This window comes from Sphingobium sp. MP9-4 (assembly GCF_005281675.1).
GTDB classification, from domain to species: Bacteria; Pseudomonadota; Alphaproteobacteria; order Sphingomonadales; family Sphingomonadaceae; genus Sphingobium; species Sphingobium yanoikuyae.
Genome location: NZ_LUFI01000087.1, coordinates 1 through 12316, shown reverse-complemented (window position 1 = coordinate 12316; position 12316 = coordinate 1). Strand labels below are relative to the sequence as shown.

Annotated in this window: 14 protein-coding genes; 1 reads left to right on the top strand and 13 read right to left on the bottom strand. The window is 61.5% G+C overall.

Features of this window, described 5'->3' with window-relative positions; translation table 11 throughout:
• Positions 1 to 369 precede the first annotated feature (369 nt).
• Positions 370 to 720: a response regulator gene (locus tag A0U87_RS23900; RefSeq protein ID WP_080604549.1), complete on the top strand. Its 351-nt coding sequence runs from the start codon at positions 370 to 372 to the stop codon at positions 718 to 720.
• A gap of 133 nt (positions 721 to 853) precedes the next feature.
• On the opposite strand, the gene A0U87_RS23895 is transcribed toward A0U87_RS23900, so the two are convergent.
• From A0U87_RS23895 to A0U87_RS23830, 13 genes are all read right to left on the bottom strand, one after another.
• Entirely contained in the window at positions 854 to 1063 is a 210-nt protein-coding gene (locus A0U87_RS23895; protein ID WP_004209704.1) for a DUF2274 domain-containing protein, read from the bottom strand.
• The gene (locus A0U87_RS23890; protein WP_004209703.1) at positions 1063 to 2331 is read right to left on the bottom strand and encodes a TrbI/VirB10 family protein; all 1269 of its coding nucleotides are present in this window, start codon (positions 2329 to 2331) and stop codon (positions 1063 to 1065) included. The genes A0U87_RS23895 and A0U87_RS23890 overlap by 1 nt, the downstream gene beginning before the upstream one ends.
• Complete coding sequence (trbG, locus tag A0U87_RS23885) at positions 2331 to 3338, bottom strand: P-type conjugative transfer protein TrbG (protein WP_004209701.1); 1008 nt, start codon at positions 3336 to 3338, stop codon at positions 2331 to 2333. Before trbG ends, A0U87_RS23890 begins: the two co-directional genes overlap by 1 nt.
• On the bottom strand, positions 3335 to 4018 hold the full coding sequence (gene trbF / locus A0U87_RS23880; protein ID WP_004209700.1) for a conjugal transfer protein TrbF: 684 nt from the start codon (positions 4016 to 4018) through the stop codon (positions 3335 to 3337). The genes trbG and trbF overlap by 4 nt, the downstream gene beginning before the upstream one ends.
• A gap of 4 nt (positions 4019 to 4022) precedes the next feature.
• Positions 4023 to 5312 (bottom strand): P-type conjugative transfer protein TrbL, encoded by a 1290-nt coding sequence (trbL, locus tag A0U87_RS23875; protein WP_004209698.1) that lies wholly within the window; start codon positions 5310 to 5312, stop codon positions 4023 to 4025.
• Between the two features lie 240 nt (positions 5313 to 5552).
• Positions 5553 to 6239, bottom strand: a complete 687-nt coding sequence (gene trbJ, locus A0U87_RS23865; RefSeq protein WP_137406074.1) for a P-type conjugative transfer protein TrbJ — start codon at positions 6237 to 6239, stop codon at positions 5553 to 5555.
• The gene (trbE, locus tag A0U87_RS23860; protein ID WP_004209696.1) at positions 6236 to 8722 is read right to left on the bottom strand and encodes a conjugal transfer protein TrbE; all 2487 of its coding nucleotides are present in this window, start codon (positions 8720 to 8722) and stop codon (positions 6236 to 6238) included. Before trbE ends, trbJ begins: the two co-directional genes overlap by 4 nt.
• A complete protein-coding gene (locus tag A0U87_RS23855) occupies positions 8719 to 8988 on the bottom strand; it encodes a VirB3 family type IV secretion system protein (RefSeq protein ID WP_004209694.1) in 270 nt (89 codons plus the stop codon). The genes trbE and A0U87_RS23855 overlap by 4 nt, the downstream gene beginning before the upstream one ends.
• Entirely contained in the window at positions 8988 to 9323 is a 336-nt protein-coding gene (locus A0U87_RS23850; RefSeq protein WP_004209692.1) for a TrbC/VirB2 family protein, read from the bottom strand. The genes A0U87_RS23855 and A0U87_RS23850 overlap by 1 nt, the downstream gene beginning before the upstream one ends.
• Entirely contained in the window at positions 9320 to 10306 is a 987-nt protein-coding gene (gene trbB / locus A0U87_RS23845; protein WP_004209691.1) for a P-type conjugative transfer ATPase TrbB, read from the bottom strand. The genes A0U87_RS23850 and trbB overlap by 4 nt, the downstream gene beginning before the upstream one ends.
• A 231-nt stretch (positions 10307 to 10537) precedes the next feature.
• Complete coding sequence (locus A0U87_RS26365) at positions 10538 to 10714, bottom strand: hypothetical protein (protein WP_170978466.1); 177 nt, start codon at positions 10712 to 10714, stop codon at positions 10538 to 10540.
• 8 nt (positions 10715 to 10722) lie between these two features.
• Positions 10723 to 11367, bottom strand: a complete 645-nt coding sequence (locus A0U87_RS23835) for an SOS response-associated peptidase family protein (protein ID WP_080604484.1) — start codon at positions 11365 to 11367, stop codon at positions 10723 to 10725.
• 123 nt (positions 11368 to 11490) lie between these two features.
• Positions 11491 to 12150, bottom strand: a complete 660-nt coding sequence (locus A0U87_RS23830; protein WP_137406073.1) for an SOS response-associated peptidase family protein — start codon at positions 12148 to 12150, stop codon at positions 11491 to 11493.
• Between the last annotated feature and the right edge of the window lie 166 nt (positions 12151 to 12316).

Genomic DNA, 12316 nt, shown 5'->3' with positions numbered 1-12316 from the left:
GACGACCGCGCAATGCGCGTTCCGCTATAGTTCATGGAATTCCTGTCGCGTTCTGGATCAAGCGCGCCGTAAACCGAAGTGGCGTCGATTACGCGGTGACACCGAACCATGCCTGCCTTTTGGAGGCATGGCAAGGAAGGCTATACCGCACGGTGTAGCCTTGGAGACTGCGATTTGGCGGGAAATAGCCAATGCGTCTCGACCAACAATATAGGGGCACCACAATTAGTCGCTGAAATATAAAATGAATTTCGGAACTTAATCCATATCAATCCGCTTACAGCCTATCGGTGACATGTTCGGCGCATCACCGACTGAGAGACATTGTGCTCCCGCTGCAAGGGAGAACATATGCTATCAGGATTCTGCGTGCTGATCGTCGAGGATGATCCGCTTATTGCAATGGCGCTTTGCGAAAATGTAGAAGCCGTAGGCGGTACAGTTGCCGGGCCGTTTTCAGCCGTCAGTGAAGCCGTCAATTTCCTTACCCAGGCCAAGATTGACGCTGCCATCGTTGACGCAAATCTCCGGGATCGCGATGTGACGCCTCTAGCACTTTTGCTGATAGAAAGCGCAATACCGTTCCTAGTGTACAGCGCTGCCGGACTTCCTCCAGAACTGCAAGCGCGGCATCCTCACTTGCCGCTTGTTATGAAGCCTGGCCAACCGGTCGAAAGGCTCAGGTCACTGCTTGGAGACAGTGCAAATGGCGCATCCTGATGCTCACACCTCCCATCATCGGTTGCGGCAGGGACAAAGTGAGAGTCTGATTGCTGGACAGTAACCTGCTGCACCAGACTCATTTCTTGGGATTATTTTATCACGCAGAAGTTTGTCGAAGGCCGTTTGGGCATCATCCTCTTCTGAAACCCCGATCACTGGCCATGAAACGCTCCAGCATCGGGCCGATCAACCGCTCAATTGCCATGGGATGGGTCAGTCCTGTGTCGCTAGCGTGGATGCGCGCATAAGCCGTCAGATCCCGATGTACCGCAGCGGAAAGTTCGACCGAGATTTTGACTGGCTTATCATCCTCGATCGGTCCTAGCTTGAGTTTGACCATCACTTCTGCCCTTCCCATGGTTCCAATATGATGTCTCGCTTCACCATCACGCGCAGAGGATGGCCAGGTCTGATGGTGAGTGTCGGAGGAATCGTCAGTTGCCGCCCGATGATCTGTCGGCCTGCCTGACTGATGCTGTCCTGCGTGCCATATCGCAGCGCTCGCACGAGACTTCCGTCATCGTCGGCCATAACCTCGGTCCCCATGTTCAACAGGGTCGAGATGAATGCTGCGCCGAGCAAGCCGGCCCAATGATTGTCCACACCATCCTGCAGGCCCGACCTGCCGGACTGATCGGCGCCCTGAAGCCGGTCGAGCAGAATCGAACGGCTGTCGGGAAAAATCAGGCGGTCCCAGGCGATCAATATCCTCTGCTGTCCCGCTGCGGTCGCACTATCATATTCGCCGATCAGCCGAGACCCTTGCGGGATGAGCAGGATCTGGCCCGACGGGCTATCATAAACATTTTCCGTCACCTGCGCGGTGATAAGGCCGGGAAGATCGGATCGGATGCCTGTGATCAGCGCAGCGGGGATGACATTGCCCGCCTGCACGACATAGGGCGATGCCGAGTTCGCAACGCGCTGTGTGCTTGCCTCGGCGATAGCGACCGGCGCCAGAAACGTGCGCCTATTCGTATCGGTGGTTCGGGACTGGAGGGGCTGGCTTTCAGCTTCTGCCCTCGGATCCCGGGGCGCTCTGGCCTCCGCTGGCAGCACCCCGTCCGGTTCCTTCGCCCTTGCAACCGTCGGCGCTGAGGCAAGAAACAATCTGCTCGATAGCGCGGCCTCACGCATGCTCCTCTGGCGCTCTCGCTCTTGCTGGCGCGCCGTCAGGCGCTCATCGCTGGGTGGCGAGCGGCCGGGGTTCGTCAGACTTGGCTGTTGTTCCGCTTCAAGCAGCGGCTGTCCCGGGACGTCGGTCAATGGCGTCCCCAATTTGGGAATTTTGGAATAGTCGTCGGGTGCTGAGGCAATGGTTTCGGCTTTGATGCGGCCGTGCGAGACCGGTATGTTTTCGACGCGCTCGATCGTCTTTGGCCGCAGGGCATAGATCAATGTTCCGGCAATGCAGATGCAACTGACGGCCGCCAGAAGCCCGATCGCTTTCCGGGACAGACGCATGGCCGGCGGCGAGGCCGCCCGCAACGCAACCGCCTCAGAATTTTTGCCTTTTGATACATTGGCGGGCGGGATGTCGTCGTTATCGATCCCGACTTGGTCCTCGACCTTATCGGCCGGCTTGCTGCTATTTTCTGCGCTGCTCATTATCGGCTTGCCCGATGAACTGGCTTCGGGTCGATCCGTTCGATGCGCACCAGCTTGCTGGTTTTCTTGTCCCCAAGCCTCAGTTCCGCTGCGCTGAAAAGGCGATCGACGATCATGAAGTGCCCCTGCACGCGGTAATTAACGAGCTCGGCCGATCCTGATGCACCCGTGACAAAAAGCGGTGGCATTTCGCCGGTCGCGATGTCCGAGGGAAACTCGATCAAGACCTGACGGCCATCGTCAAACGCACGCAGCGGGCGCCAGGCAGGCAGATCCCCGTTTATCTGGTAACGGAAGTTCAGGGATGCCAGATCCAAGCCCGTCGCGACCGGCGCATTGCGGCTTTCCTGCGCCGCTGCAGCTTTCAATGCGAACAGCGCATCCTGTGGATAAGTCCAGGACACCGATGCCATGTAGGTCGATGGCGTCCCCTTCAGTTCGAGATGGTAGGTGCGTCTGTTCGTGTTGATGATGAGGTTGGTGGCGATATCGCCTCTCGTCGGCTTCACCAGCACATGAACGCGCAGCGAGGAACCACTCCCGCTTACGGTGTCCCCGATGATCCAGCGTACAGTGTCGCCGGCGGCGATCGGACCGGCGCCTACAAGCTCCTCGCCTTCCTGTAGCATGATGTCGGTAACTTGCCCGGGCGCAGCATAGACCTGATAGAGCGCGCCATCTGCAAACGCATAGCGCTGCATAGCATTCACATAATCGCCCTGACTGGGCTGGATACGAGCCGCTGCGTTGGCTGATTTCACATCCCGCTGGGGCGCAGCCGGCAGCGCCCGGACCGCATGCGGCACAGGCTTGAGCTGCCCCGGCAGCGGCATGGGAACCGGAAGTGGCACGACTTTGATTGTGGCGTTGTTGGAGGAGTGCTTTGCCGCTGCCATTTCTCCGCTGTCCTGCGCATATGCAGGCGCAATCGACAGAGGCGCGACCATGAACGCGACCAGCAAGGGGACGGCACTGCCGGCAACCAGGGAGGGGCGAGGGTTTGTCACTGTCCGAACTCCTTTGACCAGTTGAGGGCATCGACGAAGATTCCGAGCGGGTTTCTGGTGAGGATGTCCTCGGATTGAGGAGGCTGGAGCGCCACGGTCAGGATTGCCGACCATCGGCTGGTGTCGCTCAATATGCCCTGCTCATAGCGTCGTTCGACCCAGGCGATCCTGAAGCTGTCGTCCGAGGCGCGGATGACGCTCGATATGTCGACTGCCACCTGAATTCGCCCGACCTTGGTGAAAGGATCATCGCGCCGCACATATTCGCTCAGTGCTGCCGCCCCCCTGTCGGTCGTGAAGTCATAGGCGCGCAGCCAGTTCTGACGCAGGATGATGGGATCCGTCGGCAGGCTTCTGACCTGCTCGACAAAGCGGGCAAGATGAAAGGCGATCTGGGGATCCGTCGGGCGATAGTCGCGCGTTGCGGGTGCCACCGCCTGCGCTTGGCCAAGCTTGTCGACCTCGACGATCCAGGGCGTCACGGTTCCGCGCGCCATTTGCCACAGCAGCCCGATGCTCATCGTCGTCGAGAGAGCGAGGCTGGCGAAGAAAGCCAGGCGCCAGTTGCGCGCCTGCACGCGTGACGAACCAATCCGGTCATCCCAGACCTGAGCGGCCCGCTGATATGGGGTCACTGCTTCGGGCGACTTTCCATAATGGACCGATGTTCGCTGGAACATGATGTCAGTTCCTTTCGCTGATATCCGGGCCGGCGCCGCCACCATGGCTGTCGCCGCTTTTGAGCGTCTGGCTGGCGACTGTGGCGCCGTGGCTGATCATCTGGCGCCGCTTCATAGCCGTGGCCCAATGCGGCACATGGCCGGCGCCCTCCTGGGCGATCGCGCCTGAAGGCTGTCCTGTGGCGCCTGAACGTCCTTGGGCAAAACCGTCCTTGAGGCCGGCGGCGCTGTTGCGCAGCGGCGAGGTCAGCGATGCCGCAGCGCTCTTTGCAACCTCTGCCAGACCACCGCCCACCGCGGACGCGCCGGATTTCCCGCTGGCGCCGGCTGAATAGGCCCGCGTTGCGGCGCCAGCGATCCGGGCGCCGCTCGCTGCCGCGCTGCCTGCCGCGCTTCCGATGGCGCCGGCTGCCAGCCTTCCACCCGCGCCGCCAGCTGCCAGGGTCGCCGCCGCTGCGACCGCCGTACCCGCTGCGCTCCCGGCGCCAAGCTGCGGACCGCCCGAGACGATCCCATTGGCTATGCCGGGACCGAAAATGCCCAGCCCCAGGAGCGTCAATGCAGCAAGGGCTATCGACATCACCTGTGCCAGGTCCGGTTCGGCGGGGATGCCAGCGGTCGTAAAGCGTGCGAACAAGCTCGTTCCGATCCCGGTTATCACCGCAAGGACAAGCAGTTTGATCCCGGACGAGATCACATGCGCAAGCACGCGCTCGGCCATGAAAGCAGTTCGACCAAAGAAGGCGAAGGGGAGCAGGACAAAGCCCGCGAGCGTCACCAGCTTGAACTCCACGATCGTCACGAAAATCTGGATCGCGAGGATGAAGAAGGCGAGCACGACGATCAGCCAGGCAAGGAGCAGGATCATGATCTGGACGAAGTTGGTGAAGAGACCGACCGGACCCAACAGGTCGGCCGTCGCATCGAGCAGCGGCGCGCCAGCATCGAGGCCAGTGGCGGCGACCGTACCGGGTTTCAGAAAATCGCCGATCGCAAGTCCGCTTCCCGAAGCCTTGAGCCCTAATCCCGCAAAACTCTGGAACAGGATCGTCGCAAGCGTTGAGAAATTGCCGATGATGAAGGCGAACAGGCCGATATAGAGCGTCTTGCGGACAAGGCGCTGGAGGATATCCTCGTCGGCGCCCCACGCCCAGAAGAGGGCGGCAAGCGTCACATCGATGGCGATGAGACTGGAGGAGAGGAAGCCGACCTCACCACCCAGCAAGCCGAAACCGCTGTCGATATAGGTGGTGAAGACGAGGAGGAACTCGTCGATGACGCCTGTGTCGGTCATCGCGGGCGATCCGACGCAAAGAAGCGGCGTCGCCTCTCTTCCCAGATCGCCAGGCATGCTGCGTCCGGCTGCGCGACCGTGCGGCACTGGGGCGGGATCGGCGCGGCAGGAGCATTGGCCTCCTGTGGACGGACCGTGGCTGATGTTTCGGCCGCTCGGTCGCGCGCCATGACCATTGTCAGCGCAACGATCATTCCCGCGGCAGCGCAGCATAATATGGCGATGCCCGGCCGCCGCATGTCAATTGCCTCGGAACCGACGGAAACGCTCGCGCGACTCCGCTTCGACCGCCGCCTGCTGCGCGGCCGCCAGCGCCTGAGCCCGGCCTTGTGCCGCAGATATTGCCGTCAGATCGGCAAGCTGCTGAGCCTGGAGCGCCAACATCTGGTTTCCTGCTTGCGCGACCTGCAAGGCACCGGTTGCTGATTGGCTCGCCACCATCAAGCGCTCCATGCTCGACTGCGCGCCATCAAGATTGCCGACCACGCCGGCCTGTACGCGCATGGCATCCTGCAACGCGTCGACGCTATCGTGCCAGCGAGCGTCGGCATTCGCGACCATGTGGGCAGCATCGCCGCGCAGCGCGGCGCCCGAGTAGCGGGTCGCAAAGACATTCTGGACGTCCTGCACATCATAAGCGATGCGCTGCGCACTCGCGAGCAGGCGACGGGTCTGGCCTATTTGTGCCTGGAGTGTCGACAATGTCGAAAGCGGAAGGCTCGTCAGATTCCTTGCCTCATTAAGAAGCGATGTGGCCTGGTTCTGAATCTGCTGAATCTGATTGTTGATCTGCTGAAGTGCCCGGGACGCCTGCAGGACGTTGGAGGCATAGTTGGTCGGATCATAGACCACCAGAGCATGCGCAGCCGGCGGGATCATGATTGCCATCGGCGCCATCAGAGCGATCAGGACAAAGCGCTTCTTCATTGCGGAGGCTCCTCGTCATGGGGAGGGATCTGCGGATCAGGATCCACCGGTGGCGCAATATCGATGTGCGCGAGAAGGTCTGCCGCCCAGTCCAGGCCCCTTTTTGTCAGCCATCTGGAGGCAAACTGCTCCCGTCCGACCAGATCGAGGATGTCGCTGATCGAGCGATGATCCTGCTTGGAAGAGACGGCGGTGAAGGCGAGTGCGACCTCACCCAGACCGAGCTCGAACAGGCGATTGCCGCGCCGGGACTGGCAATAATAGTCGCGCTTGGGCGTCGCCCTGCTCAATATCTCGATCTGGCGATCATTGAGGCCGAAGCGAGAATATATCTGCGTGATCTGCGGCTCTAGGGCGCGCTCATTGGGCAGAAAGATACGGGTTGGGCAGCTCTCGATAATGGCCGGCGCAATCGCGGAGCCATCAATGTCCGAAAGACTCTGGGTGGCAAACACCACGCTCGCATTCTTCTTGCGCAAGGTCTTGAGCCATTCGCGCAGTTGCTCGGCAAATTGCGGATGATCGAGCACCAGCCAGCCTTCATCGATCAGGATGAGGGTCGGACGACCATCGAGATGCGATTCGATCCTGTGGAAAAGATAGGCCAGCACGGGCGCTGCGGCAGAGGAGCCGACCAGACCTTCGATCTCGAAAGCCTGGACCGATGCCGATCCCAGATTTTCGCTTTCTCCATCGAGATAATTGCCCCAGGAGCCTCCCTCGCAATAGGGGATCAATGCTTGTTTGAGGCGCTGGGTCTGAAGGAGCGCTGCCAGACCCGACAGCGTGCGCTCGGCGATAGGGGCCGATGCCAGCGAATTGAGCGCCGTCCAGAGATGATCCTTGTCGGCCGGATCGAGCGCAATGCCTTCCGTTCCAAGAAGAGCAGCAATCCATTGCGCAGCCCAGCTTCGTTCAGCCGGCTGGTCGATCCGAGCCAGTGGCTGAAGCGCAATCCTTGGGCTGGCTTCCTGACCTGCATCAATTTGGCCCCCTAGATCGCACCAGTCTCCGCCCATTGCTAAGATGGCGGCGCGGATCGACCCGCCAAAATCGAAGGCGAATATCTGGCTACCGGCATAGCGACGGAACTGCATGGCCATCATGGCGAGCAGTACCGATTTACCTGCGCCGGTAGGGCCGATGACGAGGGTGTGACCGACATCGCCGACATGAAGGGAGAGGCGAAAGGGTGTGGATCCCTCGGTCTTGCCATAGAGAAGCGCCGGACCATCGAGATGTTCGTCGCGCGCGGCGCCTGCCCACACCGCGGACAGCGGAATGAGGTGCGCAAGGTTGAGCGTGGTTATGGGAGGCCTGCGGACATTGGCGTAAACCTGGCCAGGCAGGCCACCCAGCCATGCCTCGACGGCATTGACGCGCTCGATCGAACAAGTGAAGTCACGCCCCTGGATCACCTTTTCCACAAGCCGCAGCTTGTGCGATGCCTCGGTCGGATCACGGTCCCATACCGTTACGCTCGCCGTTACATAGGCTATGCCAGCATGATCGGCGCCCAGCGCCTGGAGCGCCATGTCTGCATCAGCGGCCTTGTTCGCAGCGTCGCTGTCGAGCAGGACAGACTGCTCGTTCGTCATCACCTCCTTGAGGATTGCGGCAAGAGACTTGCGCTTGGCAAACCATTGCCGCCGGATTCGGGTCAGCAATCTGGTCGCATCATTCTTGTCGAGCATGATCGCTCTGGTCGACCAGCGATAGGCAAAGGCCTGCGCGTTAAGCTCGTCCAGGAGACCGGGGAAGGTCGACGTCGGAAACCCGGTGATGGTGAGGGTGCGCAGATGATGCTCGCCAAGGCGCGGCTCGAAACCGCCGGACAGGCCCTCATCGGCAAGAAGCGCATCGATATAGGCCGGTGTTTCGGGAACGCGAACCCGCTGGTGCCGGGTCGAAATGCAGCTGTGGAGGAAAGTCAGCGTCTCGCCATCTTTCAGCCATCGGGCTTCAGGCATGAAGCCGTCGAGCAGATGGATCAGCCGATCTGTCCGGTCGGCAAAATTTCGCAGGTGGGTCAGTGGGTCGAGTGCGCCTTTCACTTGCCCTTCGTAAAGCCAGGATTCCGCCCTCGAGATTTCCTCGGCCGGTGGCAGCCAGAGCAGGGTCAGATAATAGAAGCTCTCGAAATGGACGCCGGCCTCGCGAAACTGCGCGCGGCGCTCCATGTCCACTAGAGCCGATGCCCGGTCGCAGAACAGGCCTTGGGGATAGGCTTGCGCGGGCAGACGCTGCGCTTCCACGAACAGCGCCCAGCCTGATCCCAGGCGTCGCAGCGCATTGTTGATGCGCGCCGCGACGGCAACAAGTTCTGCGGGCGTCGAGCTGTCGAGATCCGGGCCGCGGAACCTGGCCGTACGCTGGAACGACCCATCCTTGTTGAGGACGATGCCCGGTGCCGCCAGCACCGCCCAGGGCAGGAAGTCTGCCAGGCAGGCCGACGTCGATCGATATTCCCGCAATGACATCATGGCTGCATCCATCCGGGATATTTGAGATGGCGGCGGGCCACCTCCACGAACTGTGCGTCGTTGCGCGTGGCCCAGACGGCGAGAAAATGGGCGATGGCCCACAGGGCGATGCCCAATATCCAGAGCCGAAGACCAAGTCCGACCGCACCTGCCAGCGTACCATTGACGATCGCCAGCGAGCGCGGCGCCCCGCCCAGCAATATCGGTTCGCCCAGCGCCCGATAGACAGGCGCATGGAAGCCGGGCGTGGTGTCATGGTCCTGCATCAGATGAGCGCCCCACCGCCGAAACTGAAGAAGGACAGGAAGAAGCTCGATGCTGCGAAGGCGATGGAGAGGCCGAAGACGATCTGGATCAGCCGCCTGAAGCCACCCGATGTGTCGCCAAAGGCGAGGCTGAGCCCCGTGACGATGATCACGATGACCGCGATGATCTTGGCAACCGGCCCCTCGATCGACTGAAGGATCGACTGGAGCGGTGCTTCCCATGGCATGGACGAGCCGCTGGCATTTGCTGGCGCCGCTATCAGCATCAAGGCGATGCAGGCTGCGGCGGGCATGGCACGCATCCGCGAAGCGTAGCGATTGAGGGGATGGGTCATGAATCTTCTCCTGAGCTGGAAGCATGAGAAATCAGGCGATAATTGCCGGTCGCGGAATCAAGGCCTGTCACCCAGGCCAGTTCGGTGAGGCGTCGGCCCTGGGCATTGCGATCAAGGACCGCGATGAGATTGACGGTTTCTGCGATGAGTGCGCTGGGCACCGTGGCGACCGCTTCCTGGATCAGCTGTTCGAGCCGGCGGAGCGCGCCGAGGGCGGAACCGGCATGAAGCGTCGCGATGCCGCCGGGATGGCCGGTTCCCCAGGCCTTGAGCAGATCGAGCGCCTCTGCCCCGCGTACTTCGCCAATGGGGATGCGGTCAGGGCGCAGACGCAAGGCCGAGCGCACCAGATCCTGCAGCGATGCTATGCCATCCCTCGTCCGCATGGCGACCAGATTGGGCGAGGCACATTGCAGCTCACGCATATCCTCGATGAGGACGACCCGATGCGGCGACTTGGCGATTTCGGCGAGAAGGGCATTGGCCAGCGTCGTCTTGCCCGACCCAGTGCCGCCCGCAATGATGATATTGGCACGGTCGGCAACAGCACGCCGCAGCACTGCCGCCTGTTCATGCGTGATCACCTGCGCTGCGACATAGTCGTCGATCGTGAAGATCGCGGTCGCTGGCTTGCGAATGGCGAAGGTCGGCGCCCTGACAATCGGTGGGAGCAGCCCCTCGAACCGCTCTCCCGTTATCGGCAGTTCTGCCGACACGCGCGGCGATCCTGAATGTGCGTCCACGCCGACATGATGGGCAATGAGGCGAATGATGCGTTCTGCATCCTCTTGTGCCAGCCTGATGGCGCTGTCGGACATGCCCTCGCCCAGCCGATCTACCCAGAGGTGACCGTCCGGATTGAGCATGACCTCGATGACGGCCGGATCCTGGAGCCACCGCCCGATATGAGGCCCCAAGGCGGTCTGCAGCATGCGCGCGCTGCGCTGGGGCTTTCTGACAGCTATTGTCGCGGTCTCAGACATGCTTTTTCCCATCTGATGGCGATGCCGGACCGCCGATGGGATGATTAAGAGACGCAGAAAATGGCGGGTTTCAACAGATGTCTGCGATCATGAAGCTGTGGCGAAGAAAGACAGGCGCTGGCGTAGGACGCTGATCGCACACGGCCCATATCGTCGACGATTCTTCGTGCCGGAGCCATTGGCGGCAGTTGATACCGGTTCGGCGGCTGGCCCCAAATGCGGCCAATCATGTCACTGGATGGTGCCGCCAGCGGCAAGAGCGTCAAGGCAGTCTGCGATCGCAAGCCAGCGCAGCACGCCAGCCTCATCCCCCGCAATGGCAAGGGCTTTCACGCGCCCTGCGATGAACTCCGCTGCTCCGGTGCCATATTGGCGATCAACGGCGAGAGCCGCGGCCCAACGTTCCATCTCCCGGGTCATAGGAGTGACGGAGCCTCGGCCACCGCCTTCTTCTTCACCCAGAGCTCGCTGGTGCGCGTCATCTCGATCAACGCATCGGGAAAGCAGCGGTCCTGAAATGACACCGCGTCATCAAATGAGCCGTGAAGCCACCGCTCATAATCTTCCGGCATGAGAAGCACCGGCATGCGATCATGCACAGGCCGGATGGCTTCGTTGCAATCGGTCATTACGCCCGAATAGACAGGCCCCCATTCATCGCTCACGCGCCAGAGCCCCGCCCATGCAAAGATCGGCTGTCCCTTCACATTGAACCAGGTCCGCGTCTTGGCGCCCTTCACGCCTTCCGCTTCCGCAAAGGCCGTCAGCGGGATGAGGCAGCGCCATTGCGGCTTGGCCGCCAGGCCTTTCCACATCGGCTTGGCGAGATCGGCAATATTGTTGACAGGCTTGGGCTTTGCCGTCGGGGCCATGCCCTTGAGGCGCAACGGGAAGCCCCAGGTCATCGACTGCATGATGCGCTGCCCGGCTTCCTCCCGGATCACGAGGCCCGGCGTGCCGGGATAGACCTCGTCACCGGCATTGGACATGACCGGGTTGGCGACGCCGAAATGGGCGGCCACCTCGGCAGCGCTCAGACGCTCGGTGTAGAGATTGCAGATGGCTGACCTCCTGTTCGAACGAAGCCGCTGGAGCAGCTGGTGATTCCAGCTTCATCCTATCATGGCGCGAGAGACGGGAAAGCCGCCTGTCTGGCAGGATAGCCGGCAAACTTCTCGCCCCGACTACAGCAGAAGCGCCTGCGCCTGCGTTCCGGGCGGCGGTGCCTTGCTGCGCCAGCTATCCTCGGTTCGCTGCACGTTCATTCGCTCGGCTGCAAAAGGTGGCCGGAACTGAAACCGGATCACATCCTGGATACCGCCACGCAGCCAGGCGTCATAGTCATGGGGGTCGAGCAGCACCGGCATTCGGTCATTGGTCGGCGGGATCGCGGCATTGGCCTCCATCGTCATGCCGGCATAGACCGGCCCCTCGCTCAGCAGGTTTCGGCAGAAGCCGGCCCAGGCGATGATCGGCTGGCGCTTCACCGAAAACCAGGTCCTGGTCCTGGCACCGGGCACGCCATCGGGATTGGCAAAATGGGTGAGCACGATGAGGCAGCGATAGCGCGGATCGACCACCATCTCCTCCCACATTGGGTTGGTGAGATCAGCGACCAAGCCGATCCGCCCCGCTTCTTCGCCGCGCGCGCGCATATCCTTGGTCAGGCGCGGAAAACCCCATGTCATGGACCGCAACAGGCGCCGGCCGCCTTTCTCGAAGACGACCAGCCCCGGCAGCCCTTCCACCGTCTCCTCAGGTACCGCGACCGACGGCAAGGGATTGACCCCGAAGTGCGCCGCGATCTCGGCGATGCTCGCCCGCGCGCAATGCAGCCGTGACATGATGGGACCTCCTTGCCGGGACTCGAAGCCATCTCCTTAACATGGAACATATGAAGAACGAAATGCCATTGACTCCGGCGCAGGATTGGGGCGAACAAATGGGGAACATATTTTCGAGTCCCTGCCTCCATGTCAAAAACCGCCATCCTCGACGAGCTGCGTGCGC